We start from the raw sequence: 20,967 nt of genomic DNA on the forward strand, positions 1-20,967 counted from the left end.
CTCTGTTAGCACTCTAGTCAGATGAGTGCTAAATCTATTATTAAGTTACCAAATCAGATTGTGGCTGTCAATAATTTAGATAACACCAATAAATTGCGAAAAAACTTCGTTACCAAGAAGTTTTCCTTGACGAGTCAGAAATACGCTTTGTTTATCTTCTTCAAGAAGCCCTCTTTTTTTCAAATCTTCAATTTGTTCATGGAAAATGCTATCCATTGAACGAGAAAACTTTGTTTCGAAAATGGCTTTGTTCACACCCTCGCCTTTTCTTAATCCAAGAAACATTTCCTCTTCCATCTTTTCAGCTTCTGTTACTTTATGCTCTTCAATATAAGCATGTCCTTTTTCTTCCACAGCATGAATATATTTTTTTAAAGGTCCTGCATTTGCTCGGCGTACCTCATTCATATACCCATGTGCACCAGCACCTATTCCAAAATATTCGTTATTCTCCCAATACGTTAAATTATGTTTACTTTCAAAGCCTTTTTTAGCAAAGTTACTAATTTCGTATTGCTCATATCCTTCACTTGCTAGTATATCCATTAAGTATTCATACATTTCGGCTTCTTTCTCTTGAGGAAGCAAGTGAAGCTTTCCTTTTCGATGCAAATTATAGAATACAGTCTTCGGTTCTACAATAAGTGAGTAAGAAGAGATATGCGGAACATTCAGTAAAACAGCTTTTTCAATAGACTGCTTAAAATCTTCCATTGTTTGACCTGGTAAGTTATACATGAGATCAATGCTTATATTATGAAACCCATGATCTTTTGCTTGTGCAATAACTTGTTCAACTTGACTGTTAGTATGCACACGCCCAATTTTTTTTAAAAGCTCTTCGTTAAATGTTTGTACACCGATGCTTAATCTATTTACTCCATACTTTTTCATAAGTTGAAGCTTTTCTACTGTTAGTTCATTTGGATTTGCCTCAAATGTATACTCTGTTTCCTCATCAAACGGTAAGTATTTTTTAACTCCCTGTAAGAATACTTCAAGCTGCTCTTCTGTTAAAGCCGTTGGTGTTCCTCCTCCAACAAAAATAGTTTTAAAATAATCTGTTGGAAAGTTTTCCATCGTCTTTTCCATCTCTTTATTGACAGCTTCTAAATATTGTTCAACAGGCTGATTTTCAAAAAAGACTTTATTAAAATCACAGTAGTGACAAATGTGATGACAAAACGGAATATGCAAGTATGCAGCGCGAATCATACGGTTTCACCTCTTTATATGATTAAAACATAGCGAATACCGCAGAGCAGGCTCTGCGGTATTCGTCTTTTTTATTTATCGTCTTCGTCCATTTGAAGTACAGCCATGAAAGCTTCTTGTGGTACTTCAACAGATCCGATTTGTTTCATTCTCTTCTTACCTTCTTTTTGTTTCTCTAACAGCTTACGCTTACGAGAAATATCTCCTCCGTAACATTTAGACAATACGTTTTTACGAATTGCTTTAATGTTGGAACGAGCTACAATCTTTTGACCAATGGCTGCTTGAATTGGAACTTCAAACTGCTGGCGAGGAATTAATTTTTTCAGTTTTTCAACGATGACTTTTCCACGTTCATATGCAAAGTCTCTATGCACGATAAAGGATAGAGCATCAACATTTTCACCGTTTAACAAAATATCCATCTTCACAAGCTTAGATTCTTTATATCCAATCAACTCATAGTCAAATGAAGCATAGCCTTTTGTATTCGACTTAAGCTGGTCAAAGAAATCATAAACAATTTCAGAAAGTGGAATTTCATATACAACGTTCACTCGGTTTTCGTCCAAGTATTGCATATCAATGAAATCACCACGTTTACGCTGACAAAGTTCCATAACTGGACCAACATAATCGTTCGGCACCATAATAGTTGCTTTAACATAAGGCTCTTCAACATGATTAATTTTCTGCGCATCAGGCATATTAGATGGGTTGTCAATAACTAAACGCTCATCACTTGTTGTATGCACTTCATAAATTACGCTTGGCGCTGTTGTAATTAAATCAATGTTAAATTCACGCTCAATACGCTCTTGAATGATTTCCATATGAAGAAGTCCTAAAAATCCACAGCGGAAACCAAATCCTAACGCTTGTGATGTTTCAGGCTCAAATTCTAGCGCTGAGTCATTTAATTCAAGCTTCTCAAGCGCGTCACGAAGGTCGTTGTATCTTGCAGAATCAACAGGATAAAGCCCGCAGAACACCATTGGCTTTAAGCGACGGTAACCTGGAAGAGGTTCCGATGCCCCGTTCTTCACGTGAGTAATCGTATCCCCTACGCGTGTATCTCCTACATTTTTAATTGCTGCTGTTAAGAATCCTACGTCTCCAACGCTTAGCTCATCTTTTGCAATAGGTTTTGGATTAAAAACTCCAAGCTCTGTTACTTCAAATTCTTTGCCTGTTGCCATCATTTTAATTTTGTCTCCTACTTTAACAGAACCTTCTACGATTCGGATGTAGGCAACAACCCCTCTGTAGGGATCGTATAATGAATCAAAGATAAGAGCTTGTAACGGACCGAACGGATCTCCTGTTGGTGCAGGAACTTTTTTAACGATTTCTTCTAAAATTTCTTCGATTCCGATTCCCGCTTTTGCTGAAGCGAGAACAGCTTCTGATGCATCTAAACCAATTACATCTTCCACTTCTTGGCGGACGCGCTCAGGCTCTGCACTTGGTAAATCAATTTTATTAATAACAGGTAAAATTTCAAGATCGTTATCAAGTGCTAAATAAACGTTCGCTAATGTTTGAGCTTCAATTCCCTGTGCCGCATCTACAACAAGAATGGCCCCTTCACAAGCAGCTAGGCTTCGCGATACTTCATACGTAAAATCGACGTGTCCAGGCGTGTCGATTAAATGAAAGATATACTCCTCGCCATCGCTAGCTTTATATGTTAACTGAACGGCATTTAACTTAATTGTAATTCCGCGTTCACGTTCTAAATCCATTGAATCTAAAAGTTGTTGCTTCATTTCACGCTGTGACAGCGCATTCGTTTTCTCTAAAATCCGGTCTGCTAGCGTCGATTTTCCATGATCAATATGAGCAATAATGGAAAAGTTTCGAATGCGTGACTGACGCTCTAGCTTTGCTTGTTTATCCATACGTATCCACACTCCTACTAAACTACACAATACACTAGCATAAATTATAACAGTGTATTGGTAAAGATTCAATCTTATTCAACGTAGGGTGCACTGTTTTGCATCTTATACAATTCCATCAATAAAATTAAAAAAGGCATCAACTCCACCTTTTACCATTTTTGATAGATGCTGACCTGTAGAAGAAAAGATGTTGAATGCTTTTCGTTCTTCAAGCATTCTTTGCTTTTCTTCAATGTCAAGAAGCTCTACATTCTCTCCTAACACTTCGGCTTCTGCATATCCTCGCTCGTTTTTCTCCACTGTTAAAGCGTTTGAGAAGTTAGGATCATCATAGCCCTTCATTTTGATAAGCCCTTCATTAGACACCTGCATTCCAACTAATACCCCAAAAGCAAGCAAAAGCGTGATAAAAAAACATTTTATAAAAAAACGAAACATTTTTTCGCCCCCACTTTTTTGATTTACTTTCCATTATGACTAATCAACAGTTTTTTCATACAAAAGCAAGAGAGGATAGCAGGGTGTTATCACCTTAAACATACCAAAATGTTCTACTCTCTCAATTTCTCTATCATAACTATGTGAGAAAAAGAAAGAGTAGAACATCTCATAGATTTTTAATGAGTATATGAGCCGAAGTTTTCTTGATCAATCTTTTCATGTAAAGCCGCATTCAGTCCACCTGCTAATACATTAGCCATTGATCCGATAAAAGAATCTACTTCCTTTGGGGTGACCATTAAATTGTGCCCAAGTGGAGAAAGAACTTCATGAATAAGGCGACGCTTCTCTTCTTCTTCAAGGGTCCCTACAACTCCCATATACGTTTGTCTTTCTTGTTCACTTGGCAAATCTTCATCTGTTAACGTTCTTTTTTCTCCAAATGTCATACCAGCTGGAACGAGCGATTTAGACGGTTTTCCTTGTTCACTTTGTTCGCGCCCTAAATGCTTCAGGATAAAATCAATCGTATCGCTTGTAATGGAAACAGCATCAACAACCGTTGGAATGCCAATTGCAATTACAGGAATACCAAGCGTCTCATAGCTAAGCTCTTTTCGTTTGTTGCCAACTCCAGAGCCTGGATGAATTCCGCTATCAGCAATCTGAATGGTTGCATTCACTCTTTCAAGCGAACGCGCAGCAAGTGCATCAATAGCCACAACAAAATCAGGATTTACCTTTTTTATAACTCCGTCAATAATGTCGCTTGTTTCAATTCCTGTTACCCCCATCACTCCTGGAGTTAGCGCACTTACTGATCTAAATCCTTCTTCAACACTTTCAGGCTCGATTTTAAATAAGTGACGTGTAATTACGAGGTTTTCTGTTACAAGAGGACCAAGCGCATCAGGAGTAACATTTCGGTTTCCTAAACCAACGATAAGACAGCTCATTTCCTTTGTGACTCCAATTCCTTCTAAGAAATGATGAAACTCTTTAGCAAATACCCTCTCCACTTCTTCCTGAAGTTCTGTATCTTGATTACGAATTCCCACTGTTTCAAGTGTCAAATATTGTCCTTTCTTCTTCCCCATTTTTTCAGCGCCTTCTTCCGTAATCTCTACAGAGGTAATTTTCACGCCGCCATCTTCTCTTTCTTTGATAATAACTCCTTCTATTGCACCTTCACTTTCCTTAACATTTGCTTTTGTTTCTCGTTCTTGGACAAGCATCTCATGTTCTTCAATAGCTAAATCCGTTCTGACTCCGTATTTACTTAAATCTAATTTTTCACTCACTTTTTTTCCTCCTTCTTGCGAATCATACGGATAGTTTCACCTATTAGAATCTGTTCATGCACTTCTCCTCCTTTTTTAAGACACCCTTTTTACAGCTTGAAACCCTTTTTTAAATAAATTTCTTTCTTTCCATTTTTCTTTCTATTGCATTCTAATGCGGTGTTTGATAGAATATCACTTGTTCTTATTGCAATAACATCGAGCGGTTAAACCTCGATTTTTATCTTTCTAGGAGGTGAAAAGATTGGCTAATATCAAATCTGCTATTAAACGTGTTAAAACAAACGACGCTCGTCGTGTTCATAATGCACAAATTAAATCTGCTATGCGTACTGCAGTGAAAAACTTCGAAGCTCTTGTTACTAACCAAGACGCTGACAACGCTAAAGCTGCTTATGCAACAGCATCTAAAAAAATTGACAAAGCTGCACGCAAAGGAATCATCCATAAAAACGCGGCTGCTCGTCAAAAATCTCGTCTAGCAAAACAATTAAACAGCATCTCTGCATAATTGTAAAAAAACCCCCAACATTCGTGTTGGGGGTTTTTTTAGGCTTCATATTTTTTCATAAACAAAAGCTCAAGTAAAAGAGCTTTGTCCATTTTTCCCGTTTTCATCTCGAAATCAGCTCGTGCTAAATCTTTTAACAAATTCAGAAGATGATCTGTAGAGAAGCTTCGACCTTGTCCAATAGCTAGTTTAACTCGGAAAGGATGAACTTTTAAAGCTTGACTAATTTGTTTTTGACCGTAACCTTGATTCGATAAGCGCTTTGAGTGATAAACAAGTCGGATTTGCGATACAAGCAAAGCCAAAATCTTAATTGGCTCCTCATTATTTCGAAGTAAATCTCTGTAAATCGTAATAGTGTCAACAGTTCGGCCATGAATGAATGCTTCAACAAGCGCGAATACATTTTGTTCAAGCGACTTTGAAACAAGCTGGTGAACAAGCTCTGCTGTAATTTCCTCCCCGTATAAGAGGAGTTTTGCAAGCTCCATATGTACAATTGTTAGCTTCATCCCTGTTAGCTCTATAAATTCCGAAAGAGCTTCATCCGTTATGGTTAGTCCAGCCTGTGCTACTTCTGCTTTAACCCAGTTTTTAAGCTCACCTTCTGTTAATTCATTTGCTTCAAGATGAGTGCTTTTCGCTTTTAGCTTCTTTGTTACTTTCTTTCGCTCGTCCAATTTCTCATAAGGAGCTACAATGATAAGAACACTGAACGGCGCAGGTTCTTCTAAATAGCGAATAAGTACATCTACATTATGCTCAACTTTTTGCTTTTCAGCTGTCAAAAAGGTCGCATTTTCTGCTATAACTACTCTTTTTTCCCCTAAAAAAGGCAATGTTTCCGCATCTTCTATAACCGTTTCAATTGGTATTTCCTCTAAATCAAATGAGGCTAAATTAAATTCCTGCTCTTCCTCTGTAAGTGTTTTTTCAATGATTTTCTGCTTTGCATCCTTCAATAAGAACGAATTAACTCCTTGTAGCAAATAAACCGGTGATAGTGACTTTATTTCTTTTAGTTCTTGTACTTTCACACTTTTGTCTCCCTTATTTTCTACGTCTCCTTCTATCTTAGCTTTGTCCTTTTAAATTGACAACTGTTACAATATTCTTGCATAAACTAAGTGAGAGCACCTCAAAAAGGTGCTCTCAAATCTATAGTAAACATTAACCGAAAAGCCCTAGGTTACTTTTTAGTTAATGAGAATTCTTACTACATATCATGACCTTTTGCAGGGAAAGTATTTGTGACAACTCTTTCTAAACGTGGAAGCTCGGTATGTGAGAAAGGTGTAGATTTTTTCCAATTTAATGTTTATACTTAAATTAAATTAGGAGGGGGTACAATGAATAAATTTGAACAAAGTGTTCAAAGCAAGCGAAATGACGCTGTTGATTCAGCTGTTGGTTTTGTTGTTTCTTTTGGCTTCTTTGCAACCATATTTATTATTGGCACTCTAGTTGATTACTTTGCATCTTAAAAATTGAAAACGCTTCTATTTCTAAAACATCTCAAGCCGTTGTAAATGTACAGCGGCTTGAGGCTTTTTTATATTGTACTACATACTATGGCAAAGTCGTCTGAAACGTTCCAGCTTTCCTTGAAAAACGGTAAATAAGTGCACCTTGTTTATCTGTTCTAAAAATTTTTACATGATTTTGTTCTAAGCGTTCTAAAACTTCACGATGCGGGTGATTATAGCGGTTACCTTCTCCTGTTGAAACTAGTCCGTAAGAAGGTTGTATCTTCTCTAGAAAAAAGGGAGATGTTGAAGTTTTGCTACCATGATGTCCGACTTTTAGAACATCAACTTCCAAAGCAGGAAACGTTTCTATTAATTTTTTCTCTCCCTCCTCACCTAAATCTCCTGTAAAGAGCCAACGGTGATTTCCGAATACTGTATATATAACAATTGACTGCTCATTTGTGTTCTCCTCCATTCCAAAAGGAGCGAGCACATTAAAAGTATGTTCTCCTTCTTTCCAAACATCGCCGCTTCCTACAAGAGTTAATGGAGTACCTCTCTTCATAGTTTCTCTTACCAATTCTTGTTCAAGCGCTGAAAACAATTTCTTCCTGCCAAGAACAAGTTCTTTTATGTCTACAAGATCTAACAGTTCTAACGCACTTCCTCCATGATCATGATCTCCGTGCGTTATAATAAGTTTAGTAATTGAAGTAATACCCTTTGATTTTAAGTATGGATGAACAATGTCTTTTCCTACGCTAAATGTTGTTTGGCGCTTCTCCCATTCTTCTTGTTGAAATGAGATCGAGCCCCCTGTATCAATTAAATAAACGGCTTTGCGAAATGGGAGTTGAATTAAGATGCTGTCTCCTTGCCCAACATCAATGACAGAAACCTCTCCGTTTGGATTCATGTAAGGCATAAAACAGTAGACACTTAAACAAATCACAAGAAGTAATGAAGAGGGTAGGATATCTTTTAATCTTTGTGCTTTTTCAATTTGAAAGCAAACGTAAAAGATAACTACATAAAGAAGACAAAACTGCCATGCATTCAACTTTCCTGTTGTAATAATCGAAAAATGAACATTCTCTGCGTTGCGAAGCAGTTCTGTACTCCATTCCACAAAAAAGAGGGTAACTGTTTCAACAACTTGAGGAATAACAGGCACTATTCCACTTGTAAAAAAAAGAAAAAGACTTGCTGGCAGCAGTATAAAAGAGAAAAACGGGACAAAAAAAAGATTTAAGAAAAAACTTAAAAGCGAAAATTCATAGAAATGATAAAGTAAAAGAGGAATGGAAGCGAGCTGAGCTATGAGGGATAGAGCGATAAGCTGCCATAGAAAGTGAGAGGATTTGGAGATAATACGATGTGATAATAATATAAAAAAAGTAACAACAAAAGATAATTGGAAACCTGCATTAAATACAGCATATGGTGATTTCATTGTAAGGGCTAGAAAACAGAGAGCTAGAACATCAACCCCACTCAGCTTACGTCTCCATCCTGTTATATATATAAAGAGCACAATCATACTCATCACAACTGATCTTACAACAGATGGAGAAGAACCTGTTAAGATACTATATATTGGTAAAGTAAAAAGGAGAAAGAGGGCACTATGCTCTCTTGTTAAACCAAGACGAAGTAAGATTAAAAATGCTCCCCCAACCAAAAGGCCAACATGCAAACCTGAAATGGCCAAAAGGTGTACAACTCCTTGTGTTTCATATAACATAATTGTTTCTTCATTAAAGTCTTCCCGACTCCCGAAAACAAGTGCATTAACGAATGCATTAAGAGGTGTACTAATATGTGTATTCATACGTTGGATTCCTGATTGTCTTAGTCCAGCAAAAAACATCGTTCTTTGTTGATATTGACATTCTTTGATGTCCCTTACAGTCATTGTCCAATGGATTCTTTGAAAATACAAATATTCTCTGTAATTAAAAAGACCTGGATTTCGATTTTGCTTCGGAATTTCTAATGCACCTTCTATCTTACAATTCATTCCTATCCTTAACTGTTTTAGCAACTTTTGCTCCTCTTCATTTCTTATTTTGTAATAAGACTGAACTATTTCACCTTGTTCTGTTTGAAAAGAAAAAGAAAGAAAATTACCGTTTATACGAGGAATAGAAGAAAGATTTCCGTTGAAAATCGTCTGATGAGGAGAAAGAACAGAGTTATTTGTACTTTCAGTATAGAAGTAATAAAAAATAGTAAGAAAAAAAGCGAGGAAACAAATCACAGCAGTCGTGGAGCTTGTTCTTTTTATAACAAAGATACTAACCATTATAACCACTATATAAAGGGTGATTTCATTATAAAAACGGCTAATAAAAAGAGCTAAACTTACAAACAAAGATACATAAATCCACTGTCCTTTCACAAAAACTCCTTTCTTTTAAAAAGGGAGGAGCAAAACGCTCTCTCCTCCTTTTATCAAGGTTATATTAAAATTTTGCTGCAAAAAGTTTTTTTGCTTTTTCAAGTAGCTCTTTTTGTTCTTTTTTATCAGCTTTTTGCAATAGCTCTTGAATAAATGCTAGCTGCTCGTCGTTATAGCTGTTTAATGAACTCGTATCAAATTCTACCTTTTCAGTTTTTACACCTGACTGTTCAAAAAGCTCGACAGCATGAGGGTGGTTTTTGTAATCATTTGCGTAATACACTGTGCTGATGCCAGCTTGAATAATTCCTTTGCAGCAGTTTAGACAAGGAAAATGTGTTACATAAATATCCGCACCCTCTGTCTTCACTCCAAATTTTGCACATTGAATGATAGCGTTCATTTCGGCATGAATCGTTCGTACACAGTGACCGTCAATAACGTAGCATCCTTCATCAACACAATGAACCCCACCGCTAATTGATCCGTTATATCCGCCTGCAATAATGCGCGTATCTCTAACAATTGTTGCTCCAACAGACAAGCGCTCACAGGTGCTTCTAGAGGCTAATAAGTGGCTTTGAGCCATAAAGTATTGGTGCCATGAAATTCGTTCCATCTCTTTCCCTACTTTCTCGTTATACAAGTTCCTTTTATAAGTGTAGCGAGAAAGGTTGAGAAACGTCAACAGGCTTTTCAATTGTTAATATACTTATCGTTATACAGTAATTTGTTCTTTTATTTTTTCAAATGATTTCTCTCCAAATCCACTAACATTCATAATGTCTTCAGGAGCTTTAAATGGACCATTCTCTTCTCTATAAGTAATAATTGCCTCTGCTTTTGAAGGACCCACACCGTTTAACTTTTGCAATTCTTCACTTTGAGCATTGTTAATGTTAATAAGAGCGCTCTTTTCTGTATCAGTTCCTCCAACCGGTATAGAAGTTAATTCTTTCTCACCTTCAGAAGGAACGTAAACAACCATTTCATCAGTTACTTTTTGAGCTAGATTAACAGCTGCTACTTCTGCATTTTTTGTAAATCCCCCTGCTTTATTAATGGCATCATCAATTCTTTCTCCATCTTTCATTGTATAGATACCTGGGTTTTGCACGCTCCCTTTTACATCAATTACAATCGGAAGTTCAGCTTCCTCTTTCTTTTGATGCTCTTCATTGGTCTCTTCTTTCGAAAACACTAAACTTTCACTGGCTGTTGCTGGTTTTTTCTCTTCTTTGTCTCCACCTAACACAATAGACAACAAGAGAAGCAGACAAACCAGACCTCCACAAATAGCAGACAACCATTTATGGGTTCGTAACCATTCCATTGAGTCCACTCCTTTTTAACACATATTCATAAGACAAGGGATTATCACATATCGTTTAGGAGATAAAGTTTTGAAGGAGAGATGAAGTGATGAATATTGGATTTATCGGAACAGGAAACATGGGGAGTATTTTAATTGAGTCTTTCATTGAGTCAAATGCTGTAAATCCTTCTGACATTACAATTACAAATCGAACTCGTGCAAAAGCTGAAAGTTTACAAAAGAGCTATCCTTCCTTGCATGTAGCTTCAGATGCTTCAGAAGTCATTCATAAATCAAATATTATTTTTCTATGTGTGAAACCATTGGATATTCACCCCCTTTTAGAAAAAGTACGTCCATTATTAAAACCACATCATTGTCTTGTATCTATTACGAGCCCTATTTCTGTTAAACAGCTTGAGGAGCTTGTAGATTGCCAAGTAGCTCGGATTATTCCAAGCATTACAAACCGAGCGTTCAGCGGTGTTTCTCTCGTCACGTATGGCGAAAGTTGCAAACAGCATTATCGCTTATTTTTAGATCACTTATTATCAAAAATATCGACACCTTTATCAATTGAAAATAATATTACTCGCGTTTCATCTGATATTGTAAGCTGTGGTCCTGCTTTCTTTAGTTATTTACTGCAAAGATTTATTGACTCTGCTGTTGAAGAAACAGAAATCACAAAAGATCAAGCAACAAAAATGATCAGTGAAATGGTTGTAGGGTTTGGGAAGTTGTTAGAAACAAATCTTTATACATTACCAACTCTTCAAGAGAAAGTATGTGTAAAAGGCGGCGTTACTGGCGAAGGAATCAAAGTGCTTGAGGAACATGTTGGGGAGATGTTCAATAAGGTATTTCAACAAACACACGCAAAATACGACGAGGATTTAGAAAAAGTCGGATATCAATTCAATAAATAATTCGCTCTCTAAAGTAAAATTCCTTCTAAAAATAAAAAACCTACCAATAATAAATTGGTAGGTTTTTTCCTATTCACTTCTTAAATGAAAAGAAAAGGCGTTCACTTTCTTCAGAAGGCGGGCAATTTTTGAAATCACTGCTTACTTCCATAGAAGTGAAACCAGCTTCTTTTCCCCACTGCATATATTGAGAAATGGAAAACGTGCGCTGATAGTGTTCTTCTTCAAAGCGGTCATATGCCTGTTTATTCTCATTCCAAGCAAAAAAAGTGAGCTCATGAACGACAGAGTGAGGATATTCTCCTTCAAAACTGTTCCAAATGTAAGCATTCTCTATTCCATCATAAGCAAATGTTTGACCGATAAAAAGCTCGTCTATTTTAAAGATGGAATGAACGTCGAAAAGAAGAAGTCCTCCCTCTTCAAGATGACTATATGCTTGTTTAAACGTTTGTCTTACACGTTCTTCATCTTGTAAATAATTAAGAGAATCACAATAAATTACAATACAGTTAAACATTTGACCGAGATCTAACTCGCTCATATCTTGTTGGAAAAGCTCTGGTTTAATGCTATGTTTTTCTAGTTTTTGCTTAGCCATCATAAGCATCTCATCTGAGAGATCCACACCAACTGCATATAGCCCATGCTTTGCAAATTGAAGTAGCATAGACCCTGTTCCACACCCTAAATCTAGGATTTTTGGGGATTGTAATCCTGCTTTACTTATTTCGCTTTTCGTATATTCCACCCATTTATCATAAGGAGCATCGCTCATTAGCTCATCATAGATAGAAGCAAAGCGCTCATAACTCATTATTTTGATTCTTCTCCAAGGGAAACAAGCGGTGCATCGCCCCAAAGGCGCTCTAGGTTATAATAGCCGCGTTCGTCTTTATGGAAGACATGAGCTACAACATCTCCTAAATCAATTAAAATCCAGCGAGCTTCGTTAAATCCTTCAAGACGTTTCACTTCAATTTCGTGCTCATTTGCTTGTTCTTTAATTTCTCGCGCAATTGCTTGAACTTGACGATCTGAATTTCCGTGACAGATCATAAAGTAGTCCGCAACAAGAGAAATTCCTTTCATATCTAGAGCTATTACGTCTTCCGCTCTTTTGTCATCTGCTGCTTTCGCAACAAGGGATAGTAGTTCTAGTTCTTTCATATCAATGACCTCCTCATTGTACTAAACTATTGTATGTGTTAATTGTCATTGGGTAGATTGGCTGTTTGCGTCCAATTAGAAATACAATGGTATTCCTAAGACATAAAAACAAAGCTTCATCCAAGCTGTTCTCAGCAGACTGTCTTACTTCCTCAACACCAGGGAAACTACGGCCTGGTTCAATGTAGTCCGCAACGTATACAATTTTCTCAAGCATTGTCATGTTTGGACGTCCATACGTGTGATACTCAATAGCACGTAAAACAGCTTCATCTTCTATTCCCACTTCTTTTTGAACAAGATAAGCTCCAACTGGCGCATGCCAAAGTGAGTGATGATGCTCTAATAAATCTTTACTCATATTTTGCTCTATAATAATTTCTTTCATTTCATCTTTAGGACGAAACTTTGCGTAATCATGAAAAATAGCTGCAAGTTCAGCCTTCTTTACATCCTCACCATATTTCTCAGCAAGCTTAATGGCTGTTTCCATTACGCCAACTGTATGAGTATAGCGAGCTTCATTCAGCTGTTCTTTTACGATTTCTAACGCTTCTTTACGATTCATACAACCTCTGCTCCTCTATGTAGTTTCGGACATTTTCTGGAACAAAATAGCGAATGCTCTTCTGCTTCTCGTATTTCTCGCGAATAAGGCTTGATGAAATCTCAATTTGAGGAACGTCCGCTTCTAAAATAGAGTATGGTGTACTTATCGTATGATGAGGTCTTTTCACCCCTATAAATGTGACGAGCTCTAGCAGTTTCTCAATGTTATACCACTTTGGCAAGTATTCAACCATATCCCCACCAATAATAAAATAAAACTGTTCCTCTTGATAACGGTCTTTTAAAATCTTCATTGTCTCAAATGTATAGGACGTTCCTTCTTTTTCAAACTCAATTGGCTGCAATTTAAAACAAGGATTGTCTTCAATTGCTAGCTCAGTCATTCTCAAGCGGTGTTTTGAATCTGTAACCTTCTTTTTTTCTTTATGAGGAGGGGAGTATGAAGGCATAAACCATACCTCATCAAGCTGGTATTGTTCTAATGCCTCATTGGCAATAATAAGATGCCCCAGATGCGGCGGATTAAAAGTTCCTCCTAATATTCCCACTTTTTTCATACTCGCTACCTCCTTTCATCTTTATGGTAAAGAAATTTGTTTGTTTTCTGTTGATTCCTTATAAAGAACAATCGTATTTCCAATCACTTGTACAAGCTCAGCATGTGTACCTTTGCTCAGCTTGTCTGCTACTGTATCACGATCTTCTAAACAGTTTTGAAGAACACTTACCTTTAAAAGCTCACGCGCTTCTAAAGCATCTTCAATTTGATTAATCATATTATCATTAACACCACTTTTTCCTACTTGAAAAATAGGGTTAAGATGGTGTGCTTTTGAACGTAAAAAACGTTTTTGTTTCCCAGTTAACATTATATTCCTCCTGTAACATCTTTACTTCTTTTGTAGATGGCGTAAAACAACATCTTCCATCACTTTTACATCTGGCTGCACTCCTGTCCACTTTTCAAAAGCAAGTGCACCTTGCATAACAAACATTCCTATACCTGTATGAGCTAAAGCTCCACGTTCTTTAGCTTCACGCAGGAGCTTTGTTTCAAGTGGGTTATATATAATATCACTAACTGTTGCGCCTTTTTTTACATGTTGAAGAGAAAGTGGGCTCTCCTCAACGTTTGGACTCATTCCAACAGCAGTCGTATTAATGATAATATCATAACGTCCAAGGTTTTCTTCTGCTTCTGTTATTGATAAAACTGTTCCCTCGTTATCAATTGGACAAGAAGTGATAAGCTCTTGTGCTTTCGAAAGCGTGCGATTCGCTATGTCGATGCAATTCGCTTGGCCTTTTGCTGCAATAGTAAAGAGAAGTGCTCTTGCTGCACCTCCAGCACCTAAAATAAGCACGCTTTGGTCTTGAAGCGACGGTCGCTCTAAAAATGTTAAAAGCGATTGAAGATAACCGTCACCATCTGTATTATACCCAACATAGCGACCATTTTCATTGACAACCGTATTTACGGCTCCAATTTCACGTGCTAACTCATCAATTTCATCAAGGAAATCCATCACTTTCACTTTATATGGAATTGTGACATTAAATCCTTTTATATTTAATGCTTTCAGACCTTTTATTCCTTCTTCAACCTTCTCTGGTGCTATCTCAAACGCATGATAATAACCGTCAATAGAATGGTGATCCAATACAGCATTTTGCATATGTGGAGACAGCGAATGCCCAATTGGATAACCAATAACACTGTAGAGTTCTTTCATACGTACCGTATCCCCCTTGCCCTTAAATTAATGATGGACGAACAAATACACCAACGCCCTTAGGCGCATGAGCAACAATTTTAGCTCCCGGATCGTTTATCGTTACCCAGCCAAGTCCAGAGAAAACAACATCTATTTTTGGCTCTTTAATCGTAAATGAATGTGCAACAAGCTCTGGAAATTCATCAAGCTGCTCACGACGAGGTGGTGTTAGCATTTCTCCTGCGTGATCTTCATATAGCTTATCTGCTTTCTCAAGCTTTGTACGATGAATATGAAGCTCACTCGGAATGTAACATGTAAATGAACGTCTTCCACCGCTCACATAGTCAAAACGAGAAAGCCCACCAAAAAAGAGCGTTTGCTCCTCATTAAGCTGGAATACTTTTGGCTTGATTTCCTTTTTTGGCATAATAATTTTTAAATCCCGTTTATCAACATAGTGAGCCATTTGATGATGGTTAATAATTCCTGGTGTATCATATAGCGTTGAGCCATCATCAAGCGGAATTTCAATTAAATCAAGCGTTGTTCCTGGATACTGAGACGTTGTAATAACGTTGTCTTCTCCGCTAAATTGTTTTAAGATGTTATTAATAAACGTTGACTTTCCAACATTTGTACACCCTACAACATACACATCTTTTCCATTACGATAACGATCAATAATTTGAGCTACATCCTCAACACCTTGTCCTTTTACAGCACTAATTAAGCAAACATCAATAGGTTTTAAGCCATTTTCTTTTGCTTCTTTTTTCATCCAGTTAATTACTTTGTTTTGTTTTACAGACTTCGGAAGCAAGTCAACTTTATTACCGATTAACAATACATCATTATTGCCAACAAAACGCTGTAGCCCAGAAATCCAGCTCCCATTAAAATCAAAAATGTCTACAATTTTAACGATCAGGCCATCTGATTCTCCAATTCCATGAAGGATTTTTAAGAAATCGTCATCTGTTAATGAAACATCTTGAATTTCATTATAATGTTTCAAACGGAAACAGCGCTGACAAATAATTTGCTCTTTCTCAAGTGCAGATGGCGGCGTGTACCCTAGCTTCTTTGGATCTTCTGTTTGTATATCAACACCGCACCCTACGCAGTACATTTCTTGTTCACTCACCTAATTATTCCTCCCAATTTATCATGCCTTTTTTCTTCATCCATGTTAAAATTCTTCGTTCCATCTGACGGTTAAATTTTGTAAAAAATCCGTCTGTTTGAGCAACTGGAACAACAAGAATGGTATATAATTTCATACGATTTCCACCTAGGACATCTGTCATTAGCTGATCTCCAATTACAACGATTTCATTACGGTTTACATCCATGTTCCGAATTGCTTTTTTAAATGCTCGTCCCATTGGCTTACGCGCTTTATAAATAAACGGAATGCCAAGCGGATCTGAGAAAAGGCGAACTCGTTTTTCTACATTATTAGAAACAATAGTTACTTGAATATTATGTTGCTGCATGTTTTCAAACCATTCAATAAGTTTCGGAGTCGCATCAGGTCGGTCCCATTCAACAAGGGTATTATCTAAATCCGTAATAATCCCTTTAACTCCTCTTTCTTTTAAATCTTCAGGTTTTATTTCAAATACACTTTTCACATGCTGATCTGGCAAAAATAACTTTAACACAGCTTATCACACCTTTAACGACTAGTTCACTTCCATTTTGCTATTATACTCAATATACTGCCCTACTTTAAAGAGCAAATCATCTTTTTCTTCTTATTCCTCCGACTAACAAGAAAACTAACAAGAAAACAAACGCTTCGACAACATCCATTAATACCCAAAAAACTTTTCGACAAAATTCAAGCTACTCCAAATTTGTGGATAACTTTATTCACACTATACATCCTGTTTCTTCAACAATCTTAAAAGTTACGAACATTATACCCACAACTTATCCACTCTCTTTTGTGGATAACGGAACGATTGTTCTAACTTTTAAAACATGATAGATTAAGGTTACAGAAATTCACATAACCTACTTATCTATGCCTGAAAACGTTTATATAGAACACCCTAAAGTTTTTTTAAACGATAAAGTCTTTTTTTGAAAATGCTCTCATACTATAGGAGGTGACAGGAGTGGAAAAGCTGTCAGATAAGGTATTAGTTGAATCATATTGCAAAGCAAATGAATTAAAATTGAGTCCTGAGTTTATTAAGCTTATCGAAAAAGAAATTGAAAGACGTTCTCTTCATGCTAAAATCAAAATTTCTTCCTAAGTTATTACTTCACGATTGAAATCGACCGAGCGTTTGGCCAACCTTCACTTTTTGACCTTTTTGAATAGATGCATCTGTTACAAAAGAATCTTTTTCAAAAAGTAAAATGACAGTTGAGCCGAATGAAAAATACGCAATTTCATCTCCTTTGTTAATAGACTTCTCATCATGAGTCATTGTAATGCTATTTACAAACATTGCGCCAACTTTTACTAATAAAAAGCGATGCTCATTGTAAGCAAGTTCTGTTAACTTGCGATAATTTTTCACTAACGGTGCTTTGCCGTATTTTAAACCAAGCTGATTTACTGGATATGACTTATTTCCAAGAGTCCATGTCTTCATAATATCGGCATCAGCAGGACTATGAATTCGATGATAGTCACTCGGACTTAGATATAGGATAAAATAAGTACCTCCTATATACTTTTGCAGTTCGTAAGCATTTCCAACAAGCTCTTTTACAGAATACGGCTTTTCTTTTACAATCATTTCTGTTTTATTTGTTAAAGTACCGTATTGTTCGATTTCCCCATCTACAGGACTAATAATCACCTCTTTTTGTAAAGAAAATGGGCGAGCTTGATCTTTTAACTTTCTAGTAAAAAGTTCGTGTAGCGTTCCGTATTCATTAAGTTCCTTGCTCATTTCTTCCTGTTTAACATTATAAAGTTTTGCATATGACCGAATGAATTTTCTGCTAAATGGAGAGCACGAAAAACGCTCTATTAACTTTGAAGTAAAAGGTCTATTTGTTAATTCTATAAAAGACTGATAAAGGATTTTTTTCATAAATTTCCTCTCTATCACAATTTTTCCCACTGTTTTTCTTTACTATCCTACTTTTTAGACTTACAATAATTTTATCTGTATAATTTCTTTATTTTTATGAGTCAGCTCTTTAAGGAGTGAAAAATTTGTTTTTATTAGATTATCTTGATTATACTTTAAAAAAGCTTAAGGCCCATTCTGCAAATTGTTTAACGTTAATAAATCTGTCTTTAGGAACTTTTGCTCTTATCTCTATTTTTCATCATGAATTTCGATTAAGCTTGTTTCTCATTTTTCTTGCTGCATTTGCTGACAGGTTTGACGGCATGGTTGCTCGAAAATTTGGTGTTGAATCTGAATTTGGTAAACAACTAGACTCCATGTGTGACATTATTTCATTTGGAATCGCACCAGCTTTACTCGTTTATCAAGGGGTATTACATGAATATGGAACACCTGGCACGCTTTTCACAATTTTTTATGTAGCCTGCAGCGCTATGCGTCTCGCACGCTTTAACATTTCAGAAAACAACGGATATTTCACAGGTCTTCCTATTACAGCAGCAGGCTGTTTAATCACATTTTCTTTTTTATTTCATAAAGTGATTCCAGGGCATCTTTTCATGTTTCTTGTAGTGATCTTATCTGTTCTAATGATTAGTAACTTCAAACTTAAAAAAGTATAACACAACTTAGCGTACAATGTTTATTTGTTTCTTACAATAATGAATAAATAAAAAAGAAGTGGCATAAACACCACTTCTTTTTTATTTCCAACAGTATCCAAAATAATAGAATCCACCGAAAATAAGCAAAATGACTACAAGAATGATAATCAAGGCAAAAGCCCAGCCCCCGCCTCCGTAGCCTCCTCCATATGGAGTATAACTATCACAGTATGGCGAGCATCCTCCATACCCATACATGTACATTCACCTCTTTATTTTATACTATGTACAGGAATGGAGTTCGTGTAGGCATATATGTATATTTTGTCTCTGTTCTAATTTGAAAGCTCAACTTTCCCTTTAAAGTGTTCATAAGAATGAATAACTGCCTTGTCTCCCTTTTTTATTATTCCTGGTTTTTCTACAACACAAACGATTCCTCTTCTATCATAAGCCATTTTTACAAATTTTCCGGCTATCTTTTTTTCCGGATATTGACTTTGAATAACCTTTCCCGGATGGATACAAGGATGATTGGCCCCTTCACAAAGTAAAGCGGCTCCGCTAGGAAAAACAATGCGGCTTCCTTCTTTTAAAAGTGTAAAATTATCGATTCCTTCAACAATAAGGTTTGCTCCAAGCCATTCAGGACGCACTTCCTCAATTTTCAACAATTGCGCCACTTCCGCACATTCTTCAGCTGAAACGATAGAAATTTGTCTTCGATTAAAGATCTCTGTTCCCTTTTCATACATTGGCTCTCTTTCTCCAGCTTTCTTCGTTAAACCAAAATGAAGGTCACCAGGAATTCCTCCAAATTCCACCTGTACTTCTGCTCGTTCTTCTGTAATAAATGACCCCTTCTCTGTTGCCATAAAAACCCCTAGAACTTTTGCTTCTATTTTTTGAAACATCGGACCCTTCCTTCCAAAGTATGGTATAAGTTTCTCTGTATTTATTATAATCATGATTGATCCCTTAATCATAGAACATGATGCAAAATTTATTAACTAGCTTATAGCGTATTACGTTTTCTTCTTAAAATTAGGTATAAACTATGTACTTTCTTTTAACTATACTCATACTCTAAACTATCACTTTAACCTTATTTTTCTATTTTAAACGCTTTTTTTCTTATTTTTCTAGGCATATCTCCTCAGAGAGTTCCAAGCTCCTTAAAAGGACATTGTACAGACACAAACTAGGCTCCTGTCACATATAAATAAAGTATCGTTACAATGGTGGTAATTTCTACGGAGGTGGTATGATGCCCGGCTTTTTTACGACTTTAGGTTACTTTGTTAAAGAGCTCGTTTTCCTTGTTTCCTACGTTAAGAACAACGCTTTTCCACAACCTCTCTCGCCGCAAGAAGAAAAAAAATACTTACTGCTTATGGAGCAAGGGGACGCACATGCTCGCAATATGTTAATTGAACATAACTTACGTCTTGTGGCACACATTGTAAAGAAATTTGAAAATACAGGAGAAGACTCAGAGGATCTTATCTCCATCGGAACAATCGGGCTTATTAAAGCAATTGAGAGCTATTCACAAGGCAAAGGAACAAAGCTTGCAACATATGCTGCTAGATGTATTGAAAATGAAATCTTAATGCATCTCCGTGCTCTAAAGAAAACGAAGAAAGATGTTTCTCTTCATGATCCAATCGGGCAAGATAAAGAAGGAAATGAAATTTCTTTAATTGATGTGTTAAAATCTGAAGCAGACGACGTAATTGAAACGATTCAGCTTAATATGGAACTTGAAAAGATTCGTGAATATATCGATATTTTGGACGACAGAGAGCGAGAAGTGATTGTTGGACGGTTCGGACTTGATTTAAAGAAAGAGAAAACACAGCGAGAAATTGCAAAAGAGCTCGGGATTTCAAGGAGTTATGTATCACGAATTGAGAAGAGAGCTCTCATGAAGATGTTTCATGAATTTTATCGGGCCGAAAAAGAAAAGAAGAAAAAGAAAAACAGCCTTGATTAATTTCAAGGCTGTTTTTTTATTCTTCTAAAGAGCTACGCAGTTTTTTGACTTTGTAACTAAATAGAAAAGAAACGAATAAAAGTACAAAAGTTCCACTCATCATAATTGTCATTGGGCCACCATGGTGCTCATGATTGCTAATTAAGGTACCAATATATAAGAATCCGCTCAATGCGAGTAAAATATAAATAAAACGTGTATAATCTTCAATTTTCGCTCGTACTTGACGTGCTGTATTTGTTTTCAAATCAAATCACCTCACGTAATTTCTATATTTCTACTATAACATAGAATATACGTGTGAAATGATAGCAATATCCACCA

The 20,967-nt window shown here is 36.4% G+C and carries 26 protein-coding genes; 6 read left to right on the top strand and 20 right to left on the bottom strand.

The genetic code is table 11. The features are described from left to right. Positions 1–75: 75 nt before the first annotated feature. From hemW to gpr, 4 genes are all read right to left on the bottom strand, one after another. Entirely contained in the window at positions 76–1,215 is a 1,140-nt protein-coding gene (hemW, locus tag BM012_RS02785; protein WP_061802037.1) for a radical SAM family heme chaperone HemW, read from the bottom strand. 71 nt (positions 1,216–1,286) lie between these two features. Next, positions 1,287–3,116, bottom strand: a complete 1,830-nt coding sequence (gene lepA, locus BM012_RS02790) for a translation elongation factor 4 (protein WP_061802038.1) — start codon at positions 3,114–3,116, stop codon at positions 1,287–1,289. 105 nt (positions 3,117–3,221) lie between these two features. Continuing rightward, positions 3,222–3,557, bottom strand: coding sequence for a YqxA family protein (locus BM012_RS02795; RefSeq protein WP_061802039.1), 336 nt, complete (start codon positions 3,555–3,557; stop codon positions 3,222–3,224). A gap of 179 nt (positions 3,558–3,736) precedes the next feature. After that, positions 3,737–4,861 carry a GPR endopeptidase gene (gpr, locus tag BM012_RS02800; RefSeq protein ID WP_061802040.1) on the bottom strand — a complete coding sequence of 375 codons (1,125 nt, stop codon included), beginning with the start codon at positions 4,859–4,861 and terminating at the stop codon, positions 3,737–3,739. A 244-nt stretch (positions 4,862–5,105) separates the two neighbouring features. On the opposite strand from gpr, the gene rpsT reads away from it, so the two are divergent. Further along, entirely contained in the window at positions 5,106–5,372 is a 267-nt protein-coding gene (rpsT, locus tag BM012_RS02805; protein WP_061802041.1) for a 30S ribosomal protein S20, read from the top strand. A 38-nt stretch (positions 5,373–5,410) separates the two neighbouring features. Here the strand turns inward: rpsT and holA are convergent, their stop codons facing one another. Further along, the gene (holA, locus tag BM012_RS02810; RefSeq protein ID WP_061802042.1) at positions 5,411–6,409 is read right to left on the bottom strand and encodes a DNA polymerase III subunit delta; all 999 of its coding nucleotides are present in this window, start codon (positions 6,407–6,409) and stop codon (positions 5,411–5,413) included. A 312-nt stretch (positions 6,410–6,721) separates the two neighbouring features. Between holA and BM012_RS02815 the strand changes: the two genes are divergently transcribed. Further along, positions 6,722–6,856 carry a YqzM family protein gene (locus BM012_RS02815; RefSeq protein WP_064504929.1) on the top strand — a complete coding sequence of 45 codons (135 nt, stop codon included), beginning with the start codon at positions 6,722–6,724 and terminating at the stop codon, positions 6,854–6,856. Between the two features lie 85 nt (positions 6,857–6,941). Here BM012_RS02815 and BM012_RS02820 read toward each other — a convergent pair whose 3' ends face one another. From BM012_RS02820 to BM012_RS02830, 3 genes are all read right to left on the bottom strand, one after another. After that, the gene (locus BM012_RS02820; RefSeq protein ID WP_061802043.1) at positions 6,942–9,242 is read right to left on the bottom strand and encodes a DNA internalization-related competence protein ComEC/Rec2; all 2,301 of its coding nucleotides are present in this window, start codon (positions 9,240–9,242) and stop codon (positions 6,942–6,944) included. Positions 9,243–9,306: 64 nt separating this feature from the next. Further along, on the bottom strand, positions 9,307–9,861 hold the full coding sequence (locus BM012_RS02825) for a ComE operon protein 2 (RefSeq protein WP_061802044.1): 555 nt from the start codon (positions 9,859–9,861) through the stop codon (positions 9,307–9,309). Positions 9,862–9,960: 99 nt separating this feature from the next. Continuing rightward, positions 9,961–10,575: a helix-hairpin-helix domain-containing protein gene (locus BM012_RS02830; RefSeq protein WP_061802045.1), complete on the bottom strand. Its 615-nt coding sequence runs from the start codon at positions 10,573–10,575 to the stop codon at positions 9,961–9,963. An 89-nt stretch (positions 10,576–10,664) separates the two neighbouring features. Here BM012_RS02830 and comER point away from each other — a divergent pair, with 89 nt between their 5' ends. Continuing rightward, positions 10,665–11,486, top strand: a complete 822-nt coding sequence (gene comER / locus BM012_RS02835) for a late competence protein ComER (protein ID WP_061802046.1) — start codon at positions 10,665–10,667, stop codon at positions 11,484–11,486. Positions 11,487–11,559: 73 nt separating this feature from the next. Here the strand turns inward: comER and BM012_RS02840 are convergent, their stop codons facing one another. Genes BM012_RS02840 through BM012_RS02875 form a run of 8 tightly spaced genes read right to left on the bottom strand, consistent with a single transcriptional unit; the run spans position 11,560 to position 16,608 of the window. Next, positions 11,560–12,303: a class I SAM-dependent DNA methyltransferase gene (locus tag BM012_RS02840; protein ID WP_061802047.1), complete on the bottom strand. Its 744-nt coding sequence runs from the start codon at positions 12,301–12,303 to the stop codon at positions 11,560–11,562. Beyond that, positions 12,303–12,656 (bottom strand): ribosome silencing factor, encoded by a 354-nt coding sequence (rsfS, locus tag BM012_RS02845; protein ID WP_019391409.1) that lies wholly within the window; start codon positions 12,654–12,656, stop codon positions 12,303–12,305. The genes BM012_RS02840 and rsfS overlap by 1 nt, the downstream gene beginning before the upstream one ends. A gap of 13 nt (positions 12,657–12,669) precedes the next feature. After that, entirely contained in the window at positions 12,670–13,224 is a 555-nt protein-coding gene (yqeK, locus tag BM012_RS02850; RefSeq protein ID WP_061802048.1) for a bis(5'-nucleosyl)-tetraphosphatase (symmetrical) YqeK, read from the bottom strand. Beyond that, the gene (locus BM012_RS02855; protein ID WP_061802049.1) at positions 13,214–13,783 is read right to left on the bottom strand and encodes a nicotinate-nucleotide adenylyltransferase; all 570 of its coding nucleotides are present in this window, start codon (positions 13,781–13,783) and stop codon (positions 13,214–13,216) included. Before BM012_RS02855 ends, yqeK begins: the two co-directional genes overlap by 11 nt. A gap of 21 nt (positions 13,784–13,804) precedes the next feature. After that, positions 13,805–14,095: a ribosome assembly RNA-binding protein YhbY gene (gene yhbY / locus BM012_RS02860; RefSeq protein ID WP_061802050.1), complete on the bottom strand. Its 291-nt coding sequence runs from the start codon at positions 14,093–14,095 to the stop codon at positions 13,805–13,807. Positions 14,096–14,116: 21 nt separating this feature from the next. Then, the gene (gene aroE / locus BM012_RS02865; RefSeq protein ID WP_061802051.1) at positions 14,117–14,959 is read right to left on the bottom strand and encodes a shikimate dehydrogenase; all 843 of its coding nucleotides are present in this window, start codon (positions 14,957–14,959) and stop codon (positions 14,117–14,119) included. 22 nt (positions 14,960–14,981) lie between these two features. After that, positions 14,982–16,073, bottom strand: a complete 1,092-nt coding sequence (gene yqeH, locus BM012_RS02870) for a ribosome biogenesis GTPase YqeH (RefSeq protein WP_206765278.1) — start codon at positions 16,071–16,073, stop codon at positions 14,982–14,984. 19 nt (positions 16,074–16,092) lie between these two features. Next, complete coding sequence (locus BM012_RS02875) at positions 16,093–16,608, bottom strand: YqeG family HAD IIIA-type phosphatase (RefSeq protein ID WP_019391403.1); 516 nt, start codon at positions 16,606–16,608, stop codon at positions 16,093–16,095. 459 nt (positions 16,609–17,067) lie between these two features. Here BM012_RS02875 and sda point away from each other — a divergent pair, with 459 nt between their 5' ends. Next, positions 17,068–17,208 (top strand): sporulation histidine kinase inhibitor Sda, encoded by a 141-nt coding sequence (gene sda, locus BM012_RS02880; protein WP_019391402.1) that lies wholly within the window; start codon positions 17,068–17,070, stop codon positions 17,206–17,208. A gap of 9 nt (positions 17,209–17,217) precedes the next feature. On the opposite strand, the gene BM012_RS02885 is transcribed toward sda, so the two are convergent. Continuing rightward, positions 17,218–18,000: a phosphatidylserine decarboxylase gene (locus BM012_RS02885; protein ID WP_061802053.1), complete on the bottom strand. Its 783-nt coding sequence runs from the start codon at positions 17,998–18,000 to the stop codon at positions 17,218–17,220. A gap of 125 nt (positions 18,001–18,125) precedes the next feature. Here BM012_RS02885 and pssA point away from each other — a divergent pair, with 125 nt between their 5' ends. Then, on the top strand, positions 18,126–18,665 hold the full coding sequence (pssA, locus tag BM012_RS02890; RefSeq protein ID WP_061802054.1) for a CDP-diacylglycerol--serine O-phosphatidyltransferase: 540 nt from the start codon (positions 18,126–18,128) through the stop codon (positions 18,663–18,665). Positions 18,666–18,746: 81 nt separating this feature from the next. Here the strand turns inward: pssA and BM012_RS26255 are convergent, their stop codons facing one another. Further along, positions 18,747–18,905 carry a hypothetical protein gene (locus BM012_RS26255; RefSeq protein ID WP_167360129.1) on the bottom strand — a complete coding sequence of 53 codons (159 nt, stop codon included), beginning with the start codon at positions 18,903–18,905 and terminating at the stop codon, positions 18,747–18,749. Between the two features lie 77 nt (positions 18,906–18,982). After that, positions 18,983–19,561, bottom strand: coding sequence for an MOSC domain-containing protein (locus BM012_RS02895; protein WP_061802055.1), 579 nt, complete (start codon positions 19,559–19,561; stop codon positions 18,983–18,985). Positions 19,562–19,914: 353 nt separating this feature from the next. On the opposite strand from BM012_RS02895, the gene sigK reads away from it, so the two are divergent. Then, on the top strand, positions 19,915–20,643 hold the full coding sequence (sigK, locus tag BM012_RS02900; RefSeq protein WP_061802056.1) for an RNA polymerase sporulation sigma factor SigK: 729 nt from the start codon (positions 19,915–19,917) through the stop codon (positions 20,641–20,643). Positions 20,644–20,659: 16 nt separating this feature from the next. On the opposite strand, the gene BM012_RS02905 is transcribed toward sigK, so the two are convergent. Then, positions 20,660–20,890 carry a YrhC family protein gene (locus tag BM012_RS02905; RefSeq protein ID WP_061802057.1) on the bottom strand — a complete coding sequence of 77 codons (231 nt, stop codon included), beginning with the start codon at positions 20,888–20,890 and terminating at the stop codon, positions 20,660–20,662. Between the last annotated feature and the right edge of the window lie 77 nt (positions 20,891–20,967).

The sequence above is a fragment of the Priestia endophytica DSM 13796 genome, from assembly GCF_900115845.1.
Classification (GTDB): Bacteria; Bacillota; Bacilli; order Bacillales; family Bacillaceae_H; genus Bacillus_I; species Bacillus_I endophytica.